Below are 19,284 nucleotides of genomic sequence, written 5' to 3'. Positions count from 1 at the left end.
CGAGGCATACGGCATCGTTCGCGACCCTGGTCTAAGCTGTTCGCCCCCGTCGCAGCCCCGCGGCGAATCGATGAATCACGGAGATATCCCCATGAGCCAAGCCCACGGCTATGCCGCCCTTTCGCCGGATCAGGCGCTGGTACCCTTCAGTTTCGATCGGCGCGAACCCGGCCCGGATGACGTGGCCATCGACATCCTTTACTGCGGCGTCTGCCACTCGGACCTGCACACCGCCCGCAACGAATGGCAGAACACGCTGTATCCGTGCGTGCCGGGCCACGAGATCGTTGGTCGCGTGCGCGCGGTGGGCAGCAATGTGCGTGACTTCAAGGTTGGTGACCTGGCCGGCGTCGGCTGCATGGTCGACAGTTGCCGCCATTGTCCGTCGTGCGCCGAGGGCGAGGAGCAGTACTGCGAGAACGGCTTCGTCGGTACCTACAACGGCCCGATGTTCGGTGGGCAGAACACCTTGGGCGGCTACTCGGACCACATCGTGGTCGACATGCGTTACGTGCTGAAGATCCGCCACGAGGGCAACCTCGCGGCGGTGGCACCGCTGCTGTGCGCCGGCATCACCACCTATTCGCCGTTGGCCCACTGGAAGGTCGGGCCGGGGCAGAAGGTCGGCGTGGTCGGGCTCGGTGGCCTGGGTCACATGGCGGTGAAGATCGCCAAGGCCATGGGTGCCTCGGTGGTGCTGTTCACCACGTCGGAGAACAAGCGGGACGATGCGCTGCGCCTGGGTGCCGACGAGGTGGTGGTGTCGCGTGATGCGCAGCAGATGGCCGCGCAGGCCAACACCCTGGACTTCATCCTCAACACCGTGGCCGCGCAGCACAACCTGGATCCGTTCCTGGCTGCGCTCAAGCGCGAAGGCACGATGGTGCTGGTCGGCGCGCCGGAACACCCGCATCCGGGCCCGAACGTGTTCAACCTGATCATGAAGCGCCGCAGCCTGGCCGGCTCGCTGATCGGCGGCATCGCCCAGACCCAGGAGATGCTGGATTTCTGCGCCAGTCACGGCATCGTCGCCGACATCGAGATGATCCGCATGGACGAGATCAACGAGGCCTACGAGCGCATGCTCAAGGGCGATGTGAAGTACCGCTTCGTGATCGACATGGCCACGTTGAAGGGCGCTGCCTGATGGAGGCGGTGATCTGGCACAACCCGCGCTGCGGTAGTTCGCGCAACACGCTGGCGCTGCTGCGCCATGCCGGCGTGGAGCCGGTAGTGGTCGAGTACCTCAAACAGGTTCCGGGCAAGGACGAGCTGGCGGCGATGATCGCCGCGGCCGGGATCAGCGTGCGCGAGGCGATCCGCAGCAAGGAAACGGTCCACGCCGAACTGGGCCTGGCCGATCCGTCGCTGGATGACGCGGCGCTGCTGGAGGCGATGGTGTCCCATCCGATCCTGATCAACCGGCCGTTCGTGCGGACCGACCTGGGCACGCGCCTGTGCCGGCCGGCGGAAACGGTGCTGGAGATCCTGCCGCCGCTGGCCGCGCCGTTCATCAAGGAAGACGGCACGGTCGTTGGCGGCTGATCCAGCGCAGCACCCCAAACAAAAGGGCAGCCCCATGGGCTGCCCTTTTGTTTGGGGTGACACGGAAACTTACGCCGCGCTGCGCGCCACCTGCTGGGCCAGCCAGGCAGTAATGCTGGCCGCAGCATCGCGGCCTTCGGCCACCGCGGTCACGACCAGGTCCGCGCCACGCACCGCATCGCCACCGGCAAACACCTTGGGCTGGTGGGTCTGGTAGGGCAGGTGGCCATCGCCTGAGACCAGCAGACGGCCATTGGCCGCGGCCTGGACGCCCTGTTCGGTCATCCATGCCGGCGCAGTGGGGGAGAAACCAAAGGCAATGATCACCACGTCGGCCTCGAGCAGCGACTCGCTGCCGTCGATGGGTTCGGCATTGCGGCGGCCGTTGGCGTCGGGTTCGCGTAGGCGGGTTTCGACCACGGTCACGCCGATCACCTCGTCATCGGCGCCGGCCTCGATCGACAGCGGCTGGCGGTTGAACAGGAAGCGCACGCCCTCCTCGCGGGCGTTGGCCACCTCGCGCGCTGAGCCCGGCATGTTGGCCTCGTCGCGACGGTAGGCGCAGGTCACGCGCGCCGCGCCCAGGCGTACCGCACTGCGCACGCAGTCCATGCCGGTGTCGCCACCACCGAGCACCACCACGCGCTTGCCGGTCAGGTCGGGCAGCGGCACGGTGTCTTCCCAGCCGGCGATCGGCCGGCCCTGTGGATCGTTGCCGGTGACGATGCGGCTGTTCTGCACCAGGAACGGCAGCGCCGGCAGTACGCCCTTGAGGTCCTGGCCGACCAGTCCGCCATCGGTGTAGCGGTAGGCACCGGTACCGAGGAACACCGCGTCGAACTCCGCCAGCAGCCGGTCGAATGGCAGGTCGCGGCCCACTTCCACGCCAAGCCGGAATTCCACACCCATGCCCTCGAGCACCGAGCGGCGGCGGGCGATGACCGACTTGTCCAGCTTGAAGTTGGGAATGCCGAACTGCAGCAGGCCGCCGATCTGTTCGTAGCGGTCGAAGACAACGGCGTGGATGCCGGCACGCACCAGGCGGTCGGCGCAGGCCAGGCCGGCCGGACCGGCGCCGACAATGGCCACGCGCTGGCCAGTCGGCGCCACGCCGCCCAGGTCCGGCTTCCAGCCGGTGGCCAAGGCGGTATCGACGATGTACTTCTCCACCGCGCCGATGGTGACCGCGCCGAATTCCTCCAGCGTGCAGGCGCCTTCGCACAGGCGGTCCTGCGGACAGACGCGGCCGCACACCTCGGGTAGCGGGTTGGTCGAGTGGCACAGCGTGGCTGCTTCGTGGATGCGGTTTTCCTGCACCAGCTGCAGCCACTGCGGGATGGCGTTGTGCACCGGGCACTTCCAGCTGCAATACGGATTGCCGCAGTCCAGGCAGCGCCCGGACTGGTATTGCGCTTCCTCCTTGCCGAAGCGGCCGTAGAGCTCGCCCCAGTCACCGGAGACGCGCAGCTCCACCGGGATGCGCTGCGGCATGGTCCGGGGGATGTCGAGGAACTGGAAGGCTTGCTTGCGGCTCATGGGGTATCCGTGGGCAGGTCAGGCGGCGCGGCGCAGCGATTCGGTGAGCGACTCGATGCTGGCGGCCTTGGGTTTGACCAGCCAGAACTTGCCGATGTAGTCGCGGAACTCGTCGAGGATCTGCTGCGCCCAGATGCTGCCGGTCAGTTCGCGGTGGCGGCCGACCAGTCGGTGCAGGTGCTGGCGGTGGTGCTCGAAGCCCTCGGCCGACACGCGGTGGATGTCGATCAGTTCGTGGTTGTAGCGGTCGACGAAGTCACGCTCGATGTCCAGCACGTAGGCCATGCCACCGGTGAAGCCGGCGCCGAAGTTCAGGCCGACCTTGCCCAGCACCAGCACGATGCCGTCGGTCATGTACTCGCAGCAGTGGTCGCCGGCGCCTTCGATCACCGCCAGCGCACCGGAGTTGCGCACCGCGAAGCGCTCGCCGGCACGCCCGGCCACGAACAGCTCGCCACCGGTGGCGCCGTACAGGCAGGTGTTGCCGATGATCGCGGTGGAGCGGGCCTCGAAGCGCGCGCCGCGTGGCGGACGCACCACCAGGCGGCCACCGGCCATGCCCTTGCCGACGTAGTCGTTGGCCTCGCCTTCGACTTCCAGGTTCAGGCCGTCGACGTTGAACGCGCCGAAGCTCTGGCCCGCGGTGCCGCGGAAGCGCAGGGTCAGCGGTGCATCGGCCATGCCGTGGTTGCCATGGACGCGGGCGATGCTGCCGGCCAGGCGCGCGCCAATCGAACGGTCAGTGTTGTGGATCAGGAAGCGGTGCTCGCCGCCGGTCCTGCTGGCAATCGCCGGGGCCAGCAGGCTGTCCATCTGCGTGGCCAGGCTGTCGGGGGATTCGTACAGGCGCTGCGCGGCGCAGTGCTCGCCCTCGAACCGGCCCGGTGCCAGCAGGCGCGACAGGTCCAGGTGCACGCCTTCGCGCGGGGCGACGTCCAGCTGCTCGAGCAGTTCGGTGCGGCCGACGATCTCGTCCAGCGAACGTGCGCCCAGGTAGGACAGCCAGCCGCGTACTTCCTCGGCCAGCAGGCGGAAGAAGTTCTCCACGCGCTCGGGCAGGCCGGTGAAATAACCCGCGCGCAGGCGTTCGTCCTGGGTGGCCACACCGGTGGCGCAGTTGTTGAGGTGGCAGATGCGCAGGTACTTGCAGCCGAGCACGATCATTGGCGCGGTGCCGAAGCCGAAGCTGTCGGCGCCCAGGATCGCGGCCTTGACCACGTCCAGGCCGGTCTTCAGGCCGCCGTCGGTCTGCAGGATGGTGCGGTCGCGCAGGTCGTTGCCGACCAGCGCCTGGTGCGATTCGGCCAGGCCCAGTTCCCACGGCACGCCGGCATAGCGGATCGAGCTGACCGGCGAGGCGCCGGTGCCGCCATCGTGGCCGGACACGGTGATCAGGTCGGCGCCGGCCTTGACCACGCCGGCGGCAATCGTACCGACGCCGGCATGGCTGACCAGCTTCACCGAGACCAGTGCCTGCGGATTGACCTGCTTGAGGTCGTAGATCAGCTGGGCCAGGTCCTCGATTGAATAGATGTCGTGGTGCGGCGGCGGGCTGATCAGGCCGATGCCGGGCTTGGCATAGCGCAGGCGCGCGATCAGTTCATTGACCTTGTGGCCGGGCAGCTGGCCGCCTTCACCGGGCTTGGCGCCCTGGGCGACCTTGATCTGCAGTACCTCGGCGTTGACCAGGTATTCGGCGGTGACGCCGAAGCGGCCCGAGGCCACCTGCTTGATCTTCGAACGCTTGTCGGTGCCATAGCGCGCCGGGTCCTCGCCACCCTCACCGGAATTGGAGCGACCGCCGAGGCGGTTCATCGCGATCGCCAGCGCCTCATGCGCTTCGGGCGACAGCGCGCCCAGCGAGATCGCCGCGGTATCGAAGCGCGGGAACAGCTTGTCGGCCGGCTCCACCTCGTCCAGCGGCACCGGCGTGGCCGCAGGGCGCAGGCGCAGCAGGTCGCGCAGGGTCGAGGGCGGGCGCGCGTGCACTGCCTCGGTGTACCTGCGCCAGTCGGCAGGGTCGGCCGTGCGCGAAGCGCGCTGCAGTGTCATGACCACGTCGGGGTTGTACATGTGGTACTCACCGCCGTGCACGTACTTGAGCAGGCCGCCGACCTCGGGCTTGACCAGGTCGTTCCACGCACGCACGGTGAGTTCGCGCGCGTCATCGTCCAGCCGCTGCAGGCTGACGCCGCCAATTCGCGAGGTGGTGTGCGGGAAGCACAGCTCCACCACGTCATCGTCCAGGCCGACGATCTCGAACAGCTGCGCACCGCGGTAGCTGGCGATGGTGGCGATGCCCATCTTGGAGATGATCTTGGACAGGCCCTTGTAGATGCCCTTGCGGTAGCTGCGGCCGATCTGCGACTGCTCGCCGCCCTTCTTCAGGTGCAGGATGCCGCGTCGGCCCAGGTCGAACAGGGTCTGGTAGGCCAGGTACGGATACACCGCGGTGGCGCCGAAGCCGAGCAGGCAGGCCATGTGGTGCGCATCGCGCGCGGTGCCGGTCTCGATGATCAGGTTGACGTCGCAGCGCAGGCCCAGCGCCGAGAGGTGGTGGTGCACGGCGCTGGTGGCGATCAACGCATGCACCATCGGCCGTTCCGGCACCGGGTAGCGGTCGGACAGCAGCAGCATGACGATGCCATCGCGCGCGGCCTGCTCGGCCTCGGCGCAGATGCGCCCGATGCCACCGCGCAGGCCTTCCTCGATGCTGTAGGACAGGTCGATCAGGCGGTTGCGCTCGGCGTACTGCTCCATCTTCAGCAACTGCCGCAGCTTGCGCTGGGACAGCACCGGCGAGTTGAGGATGACGTGGTTCACCGCCTCGGCGCCGGCGCCGAAGATGTTGGTCTCCCGGCCGAGCTGCGTGGTCAGCGACATCACGCAGTCCTCGCGCAGCGGATCGATCGGCGGGTTGGTGACCTGCGCGAAGGCCTGGCGGAAATAGTCGTAGAGCGGGCGCTGCTGGCGGCTGAGCACCGCCATCGGCGTGTCATCACCCATCGAACCGGTGGCTTCCTGCTCGGTCTCGGCCATCGGCCGCAGCACCTGTTCCACTTCCTCGGTGCTGAGCTGGAACAGCTTGTGGTAGCTGCGCAGGGTCTGCTCGTCGAACGGTTCCTCGACCAGCGACGGGTCGATCAGCTCGGTCTGCAGGTAGGTCACGCCGTGGTGCAGCCACTGCTTGTACGGCGCACGCGCACGGTTGATGCGGTCGATCGCATCCGAATCGAGCAGGTCACCGCGCTTGAGGTCGATGGCCATCATCTCGCCCGGGCCGAGCTTGCCCTTGCGCACCACCCGCTCGGGCGGCACTTCCCACACGCCGGCCTCGGAGGCAACCAGGAAGTGGCGGTCGGAGGTGAGCATCCAGCGTGCCGGGCGCAGGCCGTTGCGGTCCAGGGTGCAGGCGGCATAGCGGCCGTCGCAGGCGACGATGCCCGCCGGCCCGTCCCATGGTTCGCTGTTGAGGCCGTAGAATTCGTAGAACGCGGCAAGGTCGGCGTCCTTGAACTCCAGCGACTGCGTTGCCGGCGGTACCAGGATGCGCAGCGCCTGGATCAGGTCCATGCCGGCGTTGACCATCAGCTCGAGCATGTTGTCCAGGCTCTGCGAGTCCGAACCATGCATCGAGATCACCGGGTCGAATTCGCCGATGTCAAAGCGCGGGGTCTTCCACACCTTGCTGCGCGCCTGCGCCCAGCGGCGGTTGCCTTCGATGGTGTTGATCTCGCCGTTGTGGGCGAGCATGCGGAACGGATGCGCCAGCGGCCAGCGCGGCAGCGTGTTGGTGGAGAAGCGCTGGTGGAAGACGATGGCGCTGGAGGCCAGGTCGCTGCGCTGCAGGTCCGGGTAGAAGCGCGGGAGCTTGTCCGGCAGCACCATGCCCTTGTAGCTGATCGCATCCGGGGTGAGGGTGGTGACGTAGAAGTCGGCCACGTCGCGCAACAGTTGTTCGGCGCGGCGCCGGGCCAGGAACAAGGCGAGGGCGAAATCGGCCGGCTGCTGGGTTTCGCCGGCGTCGACGAAGACCTGTTCGATATGCGGCAGGGTGTCGCGCGCCAGTTGCCCACACACGTCCTGGTCCACCGGCACCACGCGCCAGCCGCGGGGCTGGCAGCCAGCGGCGAGCAACTGCTGCTCCAGCTGCTGGCGACATCGCTGGGCGGCATCGGCATCGTGCGGCAGGAACACCACGCCAGCAGCGAAGCGCTTGCCGATGCTGATGCCGGCCTCGTCGGCGAGGGCGCGCAGGAACACCTCGGGCTTGCGCAGCAGCAGGCCGCAACCATCGCCGGTCAGCCCGTCCGCGGCCACGCCGCCGCGGTGGGTCATGCGGGACAACGCGGCGATGGCGGTGTCCACCAGCAGCCGCGAGGGCTGGTCATCGAGCTGCGCAACCATGCCAAAACCACAGGCATCGCGCTCATCCAGTGGGTTGTACAGCCCTTGGCGGTTGCGGGGGGCCATCTGTGCCTCTTTGCGCTGTCGGAAAGCGGCGACACGCTTCCCCGCTCAGTCCCTGGAGCGCAGTGGAGGGTGCACCGGATGACCGACTAGAGCACAGATGCTGCAGCGCCACAATACACCGTTGCAGCCGCAACCAACCCCGTGATTTCACGGGGGAAACAAGAGGTCAGCCGCAGCGCACGCCGCTGATGTTGCCCTTCTCGTCGAGCTCGATGTTCAGGCGTTCGCCGACGAAATCCATCGTGGTCATGTCGCCGGGCCTGAGCACGCGCAACTGCTGCGCGGCGGCGTCATCGCGGGCCTGTTCACCCGTTTCGTCGGTATACGCCTGGCCGACCAGCCCCTGCACCTGGGTGGCATCGCAGTTGCCGACCGGTGGCGGTTCGGTGCCGGCCTGTGCGTCGGCAACGGCGGCCTGTTCGGCGGCAGCGCGGGCGTCGGCAGTCTCGCGCTCCTGCTCATCGAGCTCCGGTCCCTGGCATGCCACCAGGCCGACAAGCATCGCCAGGACGATTCCGCCACGAAGGCGCGAAACACGGGAAGACGTGGTGACAGGCATCAAGGCTCCGGAACGCTGGAATGACACCGCAAGGATACCGTCACGCCACCTGCACGGCGAACCGCACGGCGTTGACGCCGCGGCCCGCACCATCGCGTTCCATCCCCAAGGAATGCCGGCCCCTTGCCTTCCCGCAGCGCAAGCGTCGATCCCACCGTGCAGGCCGCCCGTCGCGCCGGCCTGCGCTACGTCAACGACACCGTGCCCGGCATCGCCCGCAGACGCGTGGGACGCAGCTTCAGCTACCGCTGGCCCGATGGCCGGCTGGTGCGCGAGGCCGAGGAGCTGGCGCGCATCCGCAAGCTGGCCGTGCCCCCGGCCTATACCGACGTATGGATCTGCTGCGATGCCAACGGCCACCTGCAGGCCACCGGGCGCGACGCGCGTGGACGCAAGCAGTACCGCTATCACCCCGAGTGGGCGCGGGTGCGTGGCGATGGCAAGTTCGACCGCATCATCGCCTTCGGCGAGGCGCTGCCGAAGCTGCGCCGGCGCGTGCGCCAGCACCTGCGGCTGGCCGGCTTCCCGCGCGAGAAGGTGCTGGCCACGGTGGTCGCGCTGCTGGCACAGACGCTGGTGCGCGTGGGCAATGAAACCTATGCGCGGCAGAACAAGTCCTTCGGCCTGACCACGCTGCGCAACCGCCACCTGGCACTGGTGGCGGGTGGCCGCGTGCAGATGCGCTTCCGCGGCAAGTCCGGCCAGCAGCACGAGATCGAGATCAACGACCGCCAGCTGGCGTTGATGGTCAGGCGCATCCAGCAGCTGCCCGGGCAGGCGCTGTTCCAGTACCGTGATGACGAGGGCAACCTGCAGCCGGTGGACTCGGGCCAGGTCAATGACTACCTGCGCGAGGTGATGGGCGAGGAATTCACCGCCAAGGACTTCCGCACCTGGGGTGGCACGATGGAGGCGCTGCGCCAGTTCGCCATCACCGAGCTGCCGGAGCCGGCAAGCAAGACAGCACTGGCCGCGGCCCAGCGCGAGGTGGTGTGCAAGGTGGCGTCGCTGCTGGGCAACACACCGGCGGTCTGCCGCAAGTCCTACATCGATCCGAGCGTGTTCGAGGGCTGGGAACGCGGCGACCTCACCGCGCTGGCCGGGCTGCGCGGCGAGCGCCAGTGGGAGCAGGCCGCGCTGAAGTACCTGCGCAAGTCACGACGGATCAGCCGCAGCCGATCGCGGTGATGTTGTTCCAGGGACCGGTATGGATGGTCAGGCGCTCGCCACCGGCCGGATTGCCGACCGTCGCCTCGCCGTCGCGGACGACCCGCACCTGCAGGCTGTCGCTGTCCACGCGGGCACGTTCAACCGCACCGGGCGATGCAGCCAGCCCCACCGCACCGCGCACCATGTCGACATGGCACTGGCCGGAGATCACGCCATCGATCGGCTGCACCCGCGCGACCTGGGTGGTGCTGCACGCGGACAAGCCAATCGCGGCCAGCGCGCCAAGGTAGAGGGAAAGGCGACGGGACATGGCGATGCTCCTTCAGACGGGGAGCGAAAGCGTGGGTCCTGCGCCGTGTGCAGGCGATGAAAGTGCACGCCACGCCGACACGCCGTTCACCCGGTCTGTCCGCGGCATTGGCGAGGATGAGGGCTCCACTTTCCAGGGAGCACGCCATGGCGAACTGCGATGTATGCGGCAATGACTACGACAAGGCATTCACCCTGCAACAGGGCGAGCGTCGCGGCACCTTCGATTCGTTCGAGTGCGCCATCCATGCCTTCGCCCCGCGTTGCGCGCATTGCGGTTGCACGGTGATCGGCCACGGTGTCGAAGGCAAGGGTGCGATCTACTGCTGCGCACATTGCGCCGGCCATGCCGGCCATGCCGGCGTGGAAGGCGTCGCCGACCGCGCCTGAGTGCCCCCATCCGCCACCCGCGCGGTGGCACCAGAGAAGGAGACCCCATGGCTACTGCCAAGAAGGTTCCGGCCCGCAAGAAGGCGGCGCCCAAGGTACGCAAGAACACCAAGGCATCCACCCAGGACACGACCGAAAGCCCGCGCAAGCGCGTGGTCAAGACCGCGACCCGCAAGTCGGCGGGCGAGGATCCGCGCGCGGCTCGCGTGGCCGCACGCCAGCGCCGCCTGCAGGATCTGGAAAAGGCCAAGGACGCGCGCGCCAGCAAACAGGCGGCCAAGAAGAAGCCCGCCCAGGCCGGCACCCGTCGCCAGCCGGAGAAGATGCCGGCCCAGCACATCGCCAAGCCCGGCAACGAGCACGAGCTGTCGCTGGCGCCGCGCTTCCTCGCCCCGGACTACACCGGCAGCGGCAAGCTCAAGGGCATGCGCGCGATCGTTACCGGCGGTGATTCGGGCATCGGCCGCGCGGTGGCGGTGCTGTTCGCCCGCGAAGGGGCCGATGTCGCCGTGCTGTACCTGGACGAGCACGAGGATGCCGAGGCCACCCGCGAGTACGTCGAGGACGAGGGCGCGCGCTGCCTGACCATTGCTGGCGACGTGCGTGACCCCTCGTTCTGCAACGCGGCCGTGCAGGAAGTGGTCGAGGCCTTCGGGGGCGTCGACATCCTGGTCAACAACGCGGCCTTCCAGCTGCACTGCCACCGCCTGGAGGACCTGGACGACGAGCACCTCCAGGAAACCCTGCAGACCAACATCGGCGGTTACATCCAGATGGCGCGGGCGGTGCTGCCGCACATGGGCGAGGGCGCCAGCATCATCAACACCGGCTCGGAGACGGGCATCTTCGGCAGCAAGTCGCTGATCGACTATTCCTCGACCAAGGGCGCCATCCACGCCTTCACCAAGGCGCTGGCCAGCCAGCTGCTGCCGCGGGGCATCCGCGTCAACTGCGTGGCCCCGGGTCCGGTGTGGACGCCGCTCAATCCGGCCGACAAGGAAGCGCCGGACGTGGCCGAGTTCGGCAGGGACAGCGACATGGGCCGTGCCGCGCAGCCTGAAGAACTGTCACCGGCCTACGTGTTCCTGGCCTCGCCGGTGATGGGCAGCTACGTCAACGGCGTGATCCTGCCGGTGATGGGCGGCCCGCGCGGATGAGGCGGGCCGCCGGGTGGATCAGCCGCAGCTGATCCGCTCGATCCGGTTCTGCGCGTCGACCGAGATCGTCAGCCGGTCCTCGCGATAGTCCATGGTCATCGCCATGCCCGGCTTGCCGATGCGGGCATGGCGGGCGCCGGCGGCCTTCACCGCCTTCTGCACCACCTCCTCGGTGGCGACCTGGCCAACGAAGCCATCCAGCGCGCCGGGATTGCAGCGGTAGCCCTCGTCGACCGGGCGTACGCTGGGCGCGGCCTCTTCCGGCGGCGTGGGAGCGTTGGACGGGGTAGCGCAGGCGCTGAGCGAGAAGACAGCCACGGGCAGGAACAGGGAAGCACGCATGTCAGGACCTCGGCAGTGGAGTGGGTCGATTGTGCCCCGGACCAGGTGAGCAAAGCGGAAACCCCCGGTCCACCTGCCCGATAATGGGCGCCTGCCAGGGAAGGAGCGTGGAATGACGGACGGTTACCGGATCGTGGTGCTGGGCGGCCATGGTCATTTCGGCTCGCGCATCGTGCGCGCGCTGGCGCGGACGCCGGGTCTGGAGGTGCTGGCTGCCGGCCGTAAAGCCCGCCCCGTCCCAGGCATCGAGGACGCCTGCAGCCCGGTCAGCGCCTGCCGGCTGGACATCAATGACCCCGGATTCCCGTCGCGGCTGGCGGCAACCGGCGCGCAGCTGGTCATCCATACCGCCGGCCCGTTCCAGGGCCAGGGCCATGGCGTTGCCCGCGCCTGCCTGCAGGCCGGCATGCACTACATCGACCTGGCCGACGGCCGCGATTTCGTGCGGGGGTTCCCGGCCGCGCTCGATGCGCTGGCCCGCCGCCACGGCCGCTGCGCGGTCACCGGTGCCAGTACCCTGCCGGCGCTGTCCAGCGCGGTGATCGATGCGCTGGTGGGCCAGTTCGACCAGCTCGAGCACATCGGCATCGTGATCGCGCCGGCGCAGGCCACCCCGCTCGGCCTGGCCACGGTGCGCGCGGTGCTGTCCTACTGCGGCGAGCCGTTCCGGTGGTGGCAGGACGGGCGCTGGCAGACGGTGGTCGGCTGGGCCAAGCCGCAGCGCGTGCAGTTCGCGCAACTGGCACCGCGCCTGGCCTCGCCCTGCGATGTGCCCGACCACGACCTGCTGCCGGCGCGGTATCCCGGGGTACGCACGGTGCAGTTCCGTGCCGCGCTCGAAGTGACGTTCCTGCAGCGTTGCCTGGCGGTAGTCGCCTGGCTGCGCCAGCGCGGCTTGCCGCTGCCGATGCATGCGATGGCCGACACGATGGCCAGGGCGGGCCGCTGGTTCGATCGCTTCGGTACCGACCTCGGCGGCATGCGCATCGCGCTGCGTGGCCAGCGCGGCGGCCAGCCGCACACCCTGTACTGGGACCTGACCGCGCCGATGCTGCACGGGCCGGAGATTCCGTGCCTTGCCGCAGTGCTGCTGGCCCGCCAGCTTGCGGCTGGCCGCGAACTGGAGTCCGGGGCGCAGGCCTGCATGGGGCTGCTGACCCTGGCCGATTTCGAGGGCGAGTTCGCACGCTGGGGCATCGAGAGCCAGGTCTTCACGACTCCGCGCGGCTGAACGGACGCCAACGTAACGGCGCGGGGGGTGACTTCCGGCTGGTTGACTACAAGTGTCGTCATGCCTACGGTGACGACAAATGTAATCACGGAGTCGGAGCAATGCGCCGCAAGACGATCGGGGACCAGGAACTGGCCCTGCTGCAGTACATCGGAGAGAACGAGCCGGCCAGCGTCGGCGAGGTGGCCGCCGGGTTCGGCGAACCGCGTGGCCTGGCCCGTTCCACGATCCTGACGATGATGGAGCGGCTGCGCTCCAAGGCCTACTTGCAACGCGAGCCGGTGGATGGCGTGTACCGCTACCAGACTACGGCCGAGCAGCAGGACGTGGTGCAGGGCGCGGTGGCGACCTTCGTCGAGAAGACCCTGCAGGGCTCGGTGTCGCCGTTCGTGGCGTGGATGGCCGAGAAGGCCGAGGTCAGCGACGACGAGCTGGCCGAACTCGAAGCACTGGTGTCAAAGCTGCAGTCGCAGCGGCGGGAGGGCTGAACCATGCATGCATTCATGGATCACCTGGCGGAGCGGCTGTGGGCCACCAGCCTGCAGAGCGTGGTGCTGGTAGCGGTGGTGTGGCTGCTGTGCCGCTACGTGAAGCGTTTGCCGGCCCGGACCCAGTGCGCGCTGTGGTGGCTGGTCGCGCTGCAGGCGGTGCTGGGCCTGGCGTGGCTGTCGCCGCTGGAAGTGCCGCTGCTGCCCGCGCCCGGTACCGAGGTGGTGGTGCAGCAGGCCGTGGCCATCGCGCCGGTCGAAGCGACGGTCGTCCCGATGGCGCTTGAAGCCACGTCGCCGACGTGGTCGTGGAGCCATGCCCTGCTCGCATTGTGGCTGGCCGGGGTCGGCGTGACGGGCCTGCGCACGGTGCGGGCCTGGCGGGCCAGCCGCGAACAGCTGCGCCACGCCCGGCCCTGCGACGACGCCAAGCTCAACGCCGCGCTGCAGCTGGCGGCGGAAGCCCATGGCCTGCGCCGTGCGCCGCGGCTGATGCTGGGCGAGGCGATCGACTCGCCGCAACTGGTCGGTCCGTGGCGTCCGGTCCTGCTGCTGCCGGCCCATGGCTTGGCGCGGATGGACGACGACGAGCTGGACATGGCGCTGACCCACGAGCTGGTCCACCTGCAGCGCCATGACCTGTGGCTGGGCCTGGTGCCGGCGCTGGCCCAGCACCTGTTCTTCTTCCACCCGCTGGTGCAACTGGCCGCCCGCGAATACGCCATTGCCCGCGAGGTGGCGGTGGATGCGGCGGTGATCGCCGGCAACCGCCACTGCCGCCAGCACTATGGCCGGCTGCTGCTGCAGCTGGGCATTGCCCCGCGACCGGCTGCCGGCCTGGCCAGCGCGTCGCCCTCCTTCCTCAGTCTCAAGCGGAGATTGCTCATGTTGCAGGACACCTCTTCCTTCCCGCGGCTGGGCGCCGGGCTGATCCTCGCCGCGGTCACCGTGCTGGGCGTACTGCCGCTGCGGCTGGTGGCAATGCCGGTCGTACCGCCGCCGCCACCAGTCCCGGCGGCCCCGGCGATGCCATCGCCTCCGTCCCCGCCGCCGATGCCCGCCGTGCCGGTGGTGACGGCGCCGCCGATGCCGGATGCACCCCCCGCGCCGCCTGCGCCCCGGGCTCCCAAGGCTCCGCCTGCTCCGCCAGCGCCCCCGGCACCGGTTCCCGGCGCCGAAACCGTCACCCACGGCAGCCTGCGGCTGGGCCATGACAACCGCGACGCCTTCGTGCTGGTGAAGGACGGGCACAACGTCATGAACGGCTCGGCCCAGGACCTCCAGGCCGCGCGCAGTCTCGACGACGGCAAGGGCGTGCTGTGGGTGCGCCAAGAAGGCCGCGAATACGTGGTCCGCGATGCCGCCACGCTGGCCCGCTTCCACGACCTGCACGCCGAAACCATGCGCCTGGGCCAGGCCCAGGGCCGACTGGGCGACCAGCAGGGCAAGCTCGGTGAACGCCAGGGCGAACTGGGCGGACGCTTGGGCGAAATGGGCGAACGCATGGCGGCACTGGCGGCCGAGCACGCCCGCCAGGCGCGGGCCCATGCCGGCGACAGCGAGGCCGCACGCAAGGCACGCGAGCAGGCCGAGCTGAAGGTGAGGAATGCGCAGCGCGAACTGGAAGCCTCCGGCGTGCACCAGGAGATGGAACAGCTGGCCGCACGCCAGACCGAGCTGGCCAAGCAGCAGGCCGAACTGGGTCGCAAGCAGGCAGCAGCCAGTGAGCGGGCCCGGCGCGAGGCGCGGCAACTGATCGAACAGTCCATCCGCAACGGCATCGCCCGGCCGACCCACGGTTGAGCATTACTGCCGGCGATCCAGAGAGCCCGCACATGCGGGCTTTTTTCACGGGCTTCCGATACTGCCGGCATGTGTAGTGCCGGCGGCGTTGCTCAACCGACCAGCGCTTCCCCGGTGATGCCCAGTGCCAGGCGCTCGTCGTCGTTCTTCTGTTCCTCGACCAGGCGCAGGAACAACTGGGCCAGGGTCACCACGTCCTGGTGGTTGTGCTCGCCGACGCGGCGCAGGTTGCGCGCGCTGCCGCCGCGCAGGTAGCCCAGCCACGCCGCCGGCGCCTCGGAGCCTGGCAGGTCGTCCTCGCGGGCGATGCGCAGCAGCTGGCGCTCGATCGTGGCCAGCCGGCAGTTCTCCCAGGTGCCGCGGTAGCGGCGACGGGTCGGGAACAGCAGGTCGACATGGTCCAGCGCCGACAGCGGCTCGGCACGCCGGGCCAGGCGGTAGCGGGTCTTGAGCAGCGGGGCGTCGTAGCAGCGGCCGTTGTAGCTGGACAGCACCGTGGTCGGTGCCAGCCAGCTGGCGAACAGTTCCAGCATCGCGTTCTCGGCGGCCATCGTCGCCATCAGCAGCTGGCGCACGCGCAGGCCCTCGCCACGCGCCGGATCGTGGTGCCAGTCGGCGGCGCCGATCATGAAGGCGCGGGTGCCGGTGCCCCCGGCCAGGCCGGTGGTCTCGGTATCGAAGAACAGCAGGTCGGCCGGGGCGACATGTTCTTCCGGGCGCTTGCTGAAGGCCAGCGACAGCGGTTGCCGGGGGATCGGCTGCGGCAGGAACGCCTCGATCAGGTGCAGCCCGGGCGCGACCTCGGTGCCGGGCAGTTCGCGGTCGACCGGCCCACTGCGCGCCGGGCTCCGGACCTCGGCAATGGCGCGGTTGCGCGAGCCCAGCAGGCGGCGCAACGCGGCACCGTCGGCCACGCGCCGGACCGGGGCGGTGGTTACCGGCTGGACAGGCGGCGCCGGCTCGGCCGGCTTGTGCCGGATCTGCTCGACCCAGCCGAACACCGAGGTCTCGCGCGCAGGCGCTGCCGGCGGATTGGCCGGCACTTCGGCCGCGGTGTCACCGGCGGCGGCATCGCGCACGGTCGCCGGCGCCGCTGCTGCAGGTTTGTCCGTCGCCGGGGTGGCAACGACCTGTCCGGCCTGGCGGCGCAGCGCCTTGAGCTTGTCCAGACTGATGCTCATGCCAGCAGGTCCAGCGCCTCCTCGCACATGCCCACCGTCGGTACTGAATCGCAATGCTGGTCGGACAGCAGCGACAGCACAGTCAGCGCCAGCGAGCGCGGCGTGGTTGCCTGGCCTTCCTCCTGCGCGGCCAGCACCGGGCCGACGCAGGCTGGGCAGCCGGCGGCACAGTCGCAACGCTGCACCAGTTCGAGCGCGCGCTGCACCAGTTCGGCCTGGCGCTGCCACAGTGGCTCGCTGAGGCCAACGCCGCCGGGGAAGTTGTCGTACAGGTAGACGGTCGGCACGAAGGCCTGCATCAGCTCGACCGAGCCTTCGCCGTCCTCGTGGCCACGCAGCTGGCCGCGGCCGGTCTGGTCGGCCACCGCGAACCAGGCGCCATCGCCGCTGCCCACCGCCTTCTGCAGGTCGCGCGCGTCGGCCATCACCGCCACGATGGCGACGATGTGCAGCGCATAGGCCGCGCCGAGGAAACCATCGAGCGCATCCTGGCGGCTGGCAAACGCGCGTAGCAGGGTGGCCTGCGGCAACTGCCACCACACCGCGGTGGTGTGCAGTTCCTGGTCGGGCAGGTTGACCGGGCCGTAGCCGATGTTCTCGTGGGTGTAGTAGCGGATCTTCTTGTAGCCGGCCACGCGCCGCACCACGTGCACCTCGCCGTGGTGGCTGTCACCGCGGCCGGCGCCGTTGCCGTCGAAACGGTCCAGCACCTTGAGCTTGGTGAAGTCGATCGAGTCGGTGTAGTAGTCCACGTGGGTGCGGGTGACGTAGGCCTTGCGGCCGTCCCAGTCCAGCCGCTCCACCTGGTAGGGGGTGGACTGCACCATGTGGATCGCGCCCTCGTACAGGGTCAGCGCCGCGGCCGAGTAGTCGACCTCGGCAATGATCTGCTGCTTGCCGTCGCTGCGGTCCACCACCACGAAGTTGCCGTCGGCCACCGCGCGCAGGCTCACCGCATTGGCCGGGTAGCTGTCGGCAATCCACTCCCAGCGGTCGCCCTCGCGGTGGATCACCTCGGTCTCGGCCAGCGCCTCGAGGAACACCAGTGGGTCGATCGGGCCGAACGGCTCGCCGGCCAGGAACGGCAGCTCGAACGCCGCGCAGCGGATGTGGTCGAACAGGATCAGCGGCTGGTCCGGCGAGATCCGCGCGTGCTCCGGGCTGGCATTGGCGAAGAAGTCCGGATGCCGCACCACGTACTGGTCCAGCGGCTGGCTGCTGGCCACCATCACGCCCAGCGACGGCTGCTGGCGACGACCGGCGCGGCCGAAGCGCTGCCAGGTCGCGGCCACGCTGCCGGGATAGCCGTTGAGCACGACCACGTCGAGCGCGCCGATGTCCACGCCCAGCTCCAGCGCGGAGGTGGAGACGATGCCATCGATGTCGCCGGCGCGCATCGCCCGCTCCACCTCGCGGCGCTCGGTCGGCAGGTAGCCACCGCGGTAGCCACGGATGCGTGGCGGCTTGCGCGGGTCGTGGTCGAAGATGTCCTTCAGGTACTTGGTCAGCACCTCGACCATCAGCCGGCTCTGCGCGAACACCAGCGTCTTCAGCCCGCTCTTGATCGCGATGCGGGCGATGCGGTTGGCCTGAGAACGGGCCGAGGCACGCAGGCCGAGATCGGCGTTGACTACCGGCGGGTTCCACAGCAGCACGTGCTTGTCGCCGGAGGGCGCGCCGGATTCGGTGATCGCGGTGACCGCCTCCTCCACCAGCGCCTGCGCGTGCGCATGCGGGTTGCCGATCGTCGCCGAGCACAGGATGAACTGCGGTTGCACGCCGTAGAACGCGCAGATGCGCTTGAGCCGGCGCAGCACGTTGGTGACGTGGCTGCCGAACACGCCGCGGTAGGTGTGGATCTCGTCGATCACCACGTAGCGCAGGTTCTCGAAGAACTGCGCCCACTTGGTGTGATGCGGCAGGATCGCCTGGTGCAGCATGTCCGGGTTGGACACGACGATGTCGCCATGCAGGCGGATGGCCTGGCGTGCGTCGCCCGGCGTGTCGCCATCGAAGGTGAAGGCCTTCAGGCCGAGGTCGCCGGCGCGGTTGAGGTCCAGCAGCTCGGCCACCTGGTCCTGGGCCAGCGCCTTGGTCGGGAACAGGTACAGCGCCTTGGCATTGCCCTGCATCGCCGCGCTGACCACCGGCAGGGTGTAGCACAGCGACTTGCCCGAGGCGGTCGGGGTGACGATGGCCACGTGCTCGCCGCGCTGGGTCGCCTGCCAGGCCTGGGCCTGGTGCGAGTACAGGCGTTCGATACCGCGCGCCTTGAGCGCGGCCTTCAGTGCCCCGGGCACGTCGTCGGGGATCGGCGCGTAGCTGCCTTCGCGGCCGGGAATGGTGAAGCTGCCGGTGATGCGGTCGCCATAACGCCGCGCCAGCCGCTGGCCGAGCAACGCGCCATCGCGCGAGGGCAGGCCGTCGGTGGTGGCCAGCGCCCGTTCGCTGGCTTCGGTGCGGGGAGCGAGGGAAAACGCCATCAGGATCCGGTGCCGGTCAAAGGGCGCCATGGAACCACAGCGGGGTCTCAGCCTGTGAGACCGACACGCGCCACAGGCTGAACCTGTCAGCTTGGCTAACGAAATCCAAAGGCGGGCCGGCCTAAGCTCGCCGCCGGATCGACAGCTGCCAGGGAATGGAATGTGCAACAGGGTCTGGATGGGAATGGTGGTGCTGGCCATGGCGCCATGGGATGTGGCGCGGGCGCAGCCGGCCGATGTCGCAAAACCGTCGGCCGATGACGGACGCGAGCCGGTGACGCTGGGCGAGGTGCGCGCGATCAGGCCGGAGGACGAGGAACCGCTGCGCGATCCGTTCGCGCCGCCGCCCAACACCTTCGCAAAGCGCTTCAGGAACCCGCCGACGCCCGAGCAGATCGCGCTCGATTACCACGGCTACATCATGTACGGCATCACCAAGGGCGTGATCCTTGGCGGGCGCTGGCTCAACAAGGCCACCGGCGGCCCCGACCAGATCCAGGGGGCCGCGGCGCGGCCACCGCCGCTGGACGACGAGCAGTGGGCGCGCGCCGCGCGCTGGGCCGAGGACGCGCCCGCACCGCCACCGGGCGATCACCAGGCAACGCCGTAGCCCCCCG

At 69.2% G+C, this 19,284-nt stretch carries 16 protein-coding genes; 9 read left to right on the top strand and 7 right to left on the bottom strand.

The annotated features are described in order from the left end of the window. Positions 1-91 precede the first annotated feature (91 nt). A complete protein-coding gene (locus tag LG380_RS12440; RefSeq protein WP_225765523.1) occupies positions 92-1,147 on the top strand; it encodes an NAD(P)-dependent alcohol dehydrogenase in 1,056 nt (351 codons plus the stop codon). Beyond that, a complete protein-coding gene (gene arsC, locus LG380_RS12435; protein ID WP_225765522.1) occupies positions 1,147-1,545 on the top strand; it encodes an arsenate reductase (glutaredoxin) in 399 nt (132 codons plus the stop codon). The genes LG380_RS12440 and arsC overlap by 1 nt, the downstream gene beginning before the upstream one ends. A gap of 69 nt (positions 1,546-1,614) precedes the next feature. Here the strand turns inward: arsC and LG380_RS12430 are convergent, their stop codons facing one another. From LG380_RS12430 to LG380_RS12420, 3 genes are all read right to left on the bottom strand, one after another. Next, the gene (locus tag LG380_RS12430; protein ID WP_225765521.1) at positions 1,615-3,081 is read right to left on the bottom strand and encodes an FAD-dependent oxidoreductase; all 1,467 of its coding nucleotides are present in this window, start codon (positions 3,079-3,081) and stop codon (positions 1,615-1,617) included. An 18-nt stretch (positions 3,082-3,099) separates the two neighbouring features. After that, a complete protein-coding gene (gene gltB / locus LG380_RS12425) occupies positions 3,100-7,554 on the bottom strand; it encodes a glutamate synthase large subunit (RefSeq protein WP_225765520.1) in 4,455 nt (1,484 codons plus the stop codon). A 166-nt stretch (positions 7,555-7,720) separates the two neighbouring features. Continuing rightward, entirely contained in the window at positions 7,721-8,113 is a 393-nt protein-coding gene (locus tag LG380_RS12420; protein WP_225765517.1) for an I78 family peptidase inhibitor, read from the bottom strand. Between the two features lie 123 nt (positions 8,114-8,236). On the opposite strand from LG380_RS12420, the gene LG380_RS12415 reads away from it, so the two are divergent. Then, positions 8,237-9,301, top strand: coding sequence for a DNA topoisomerase IB (locus LG380_RS12415; RefSeq protein WP_225765515.1), 1,065 nt, complete (start codon positions 8,237-8,239; stop codon positions 9,299-9,301). Here the strand turns inward: LG380_RS12415 and LG380_RS12410 are convergent. Further along, positions 9,279-9,593, bottom strand: a complete 315-nt coding sequence (locus LG380_RS12410; RefSeq protein WP_225765513.1) for a hypothetical protein — start codon at positions 9,591-9,593, stop codon at positions 9,279-9,281. The genes LG380_RS12415 and LG380_RS12410 overlap by 23 nt on opposite strands. A 146-nt stretch (positions 9,594-9,739) precedes the next feature. On the opposite strand from LG380_RS12410, the gene LG380_RS12405 reads away from it, so the two are divergent. Together LG380_RS12405 and LG380_RS12400 are read left to right on the top strand one after the other, a co-directional pair. Further along, on the top strand, positions 9,740-9,982 hold the full coding sequence (locus tag LG380_RS12405) for a hypothetical protein (RefSeq protein WP_225765511.1): 243 nt from the start codon (positions 9,740-9,742) through the stop codon (positions 9,980-9,982). Positions 9,983-10,029: 47 nt separating this feature from the next. Then, complete coding sequence (locus tag LG380_RS12400; protein WP_225765509.1) at positions 10,030-11,139, top strand: SDR family oxidoreductase; 1,110 nt, start codon at positions 10,030-10,032, stop codon at positions 11,137-11,139. 18 nt (positions 11,140-11,157) lie between these two features. Here LG380_RS12400 and LG380_RS12395 read toward each other — a convergent pair whose 3' ends face one another. Beyond that, on the bottom strand, positions 11,158-11,481 hold the full coding sequence (locus LG380_RS12395; protein WP_225765507.1) for an I78 family peptidase inhibitor: 324 nt from the start codon (positions 11,479-11,481) through the stop codon (positions 11,158-11,160). A gap of 112 nt (positions 11,482-11,593) precedes the next feature. On the opposite strand from LG380_RS12395, the gene LG380_RS12390 reads away from it, so the two are divergent. The 3 genes from LG380_RS12390 to LG380_RS12380 all read left to right on the top strand — a co-directional run bounded on the left by LG380_RS12390 (position 11,594) and on the right by LG380_RS12380 (position 15,003). After that, on the top strand, positions 11,594-12,712 hold the full coding sequence (locus LG380_RS12390) for a saccharopine dehydrogenase NADP-binding domain-containing protein (RefSeq protein WP_225765505.1): 1,119 nt from the start codon (positions 11,594-11,596) through the stop codon (positions 12,710-12,712). 101 nt (positions 12,713-12,813) lie between these two features. Continuing rightward, the gene (locus LG380_RS12385) at positions 12,814-13,200 is read left to right on the top strand and encodes a BlaI/MecI/CopY family transcriptional regulator (RefSeq protein WP_225765504.1); all 387 of its coding nucleotides are present in this window, start codon (positions 12,814-12,816) and stop codon (positions 13,198-13,200) included. Positions 13,201-13,203: 3 nt separating this feature from the next. Then, positions 13,204-15,003 (top strand): M56 family metallopeptidase, encoded by a 1,800-nt coding sequence (locus LG380_RS12380; RefSeq protein ID WP_225765503.1) that lies wholly within the window; start codon positions 13,204-13,206, stop codon positions 15,001-15,003. Between the two features lie 92 nt (positions 15,004-15,095). On the opposite strand, the gene LG380_RS12375 is transcribed toward LG380_RS12380, so the two are convergent. Together LG380_RS12375 and LG380_RS12370 are read right to left on the bottom strand one after the other, a co-directional pair. Next, a complete protein-coding gene (locus LG380_RS12375; protein ID WP_225765502.1) occupies positions 15,096-16,184 on the bottom strand; it encodes a ribonuclease H-like domain-containing protein in 1,089 nt (362 codons plus the stop codon). Next, positions 16,181-18,670: a DEAD/DEAH box helicase gene (locus tag LG380_RS12370; protein WP_225766601.1), complete on the bottom strand. Its 2,490-nt coding sequence runs from the start codon at positions 18,668-18,670 to the stop codon at positions 16,181-16,183. The genes LG380_RS12375 and LG380_RS12370 overlap by 4 nt, the downstream gene beginning before the upstream one ends. 157 nt (positions 18,671-18,827) lie before the next feature. Between LG380_RS12370 and LG380_RS12365 the strand changes: the two genes are divergently transcribed. After that, positions 18,828-19,277: a hypothetical protein gene (locus LG380_RS12365; protein WP_225765501.1), complete on the top strand. Its 450-nt coding sequence runs from the start codon at positions 18,828-18,830 to the stop codon at positions 19,275-19,277. Positions 19,278-19,284: the final 7 nt, after the last annotated feature.

The organism is Stenotrophomonas sp. Marseille-Q4652 (assembly GCF_916618915.1).
Taxonomy (GTDB): Bacteria; Pseudomonadota; Gammaproteobacteria; order Xanthomonadales; family Xanthomonadaceae; genus Stenotrophomonas.
Note: the sequence above shows the minus strand (reverse complement) of the source record. Positions and strands in the feature narration are given on the sequence as shown.

Coding starts and splice junctions, on each gene's coding strand:
- LG380_RS12440 (WP_225765523.1), top strand. CDS start 92: ATGAGCCAAGCCCACGGCTATGCCGCCCTTTCGCCGGATCAGGCGCTG.
- arsC (WP_225765522.1), top strand. CDS start 1,147: ATGGAGGCGGTGATCTGGCACAACCCGCGCTGCGGTAGTTCGCGCAAC.
- LG380_RS12430 (WP_225765521.1), bottom strand. CDS start 3,081: ATGAGCCGCAAGCAAGCCTTCCAGTTCCTCGACATCCCCCGGACCATG.
- gltB (WP_225765520.1), bottom strand. CDS start 7,554: ATGGCCCCCCGCAACCGCCAAGGGCTGTACAACCCACTGGATGAGCGC.
- LG380_RS12420 (WP_225765517.1), bottom strand. CDS start 8,113: ATGCCTGTCACCACGTCTTCCCGTGTTTCGCGCCTTCGTGGCGGAATC.
- LG380_RS12410 (WP_225765513.1), bottom strand. CDS start 9,593: ATGTCCCGTCGCCTTTCCCTCTACCTTGGCGCGCTGGCCGCGATTGGC.
- LG380_RS12405 (WP_225765511.1), top strand. CDS start 9,740: ATGGCGAACTGCGATGTATGCGGCAATGACTACGACAAGGCATTCACC.
- LG380_RS12400 (WP_225765509.1), top strand. CDS start 10,030: ATGGCTACTGCCAAGAAGGTTCCGGCCCGCAAGAAGGCGGCGCCCAAG.
- LG380_RS12395 (WP_225765507.1), bottom strand. CDS start 11,481: ATGCGTGCTTCCCTGTTCCTGCCCGTGGCTGTCTTCTCGCTCAGCGCC.
- LG380_RS12390 (WP_225765505.1), top strand. CDS start 11,594: ATGACGGACGGTTACCGGATCGTGGTGCTGGGCGGCCATGGTCATTTC.
- LG380_RS12385 (WP_225765504.1), top strand. CDS start 12,814: ATGCGCCGCAAGACGATCGGGGACCAGGAACTGGCCCTGCTGCAGTAC.
- LG380_RS12380 (WP_225765503.1), top strand. CDS start 13,204: ATGCATGCATTCATGGATCACCTGGCGGAGCGGCTGTGGGCCACCAGC.
- LG380_RS12375 (WP_225765502.1), bottom strand. CDS start 16,184: ATGAGCATCAGTCTGGACAAGCTCAAGGCGCTGCGCCGCCAGGCCGGA.
- LG380_RS12365 (WP_225765501.1), top strand. CDS start 18,828: ATGTGCAACAGGGTCTGGATGGGAATGGTGGTGCTGGCCATGGCGCCA.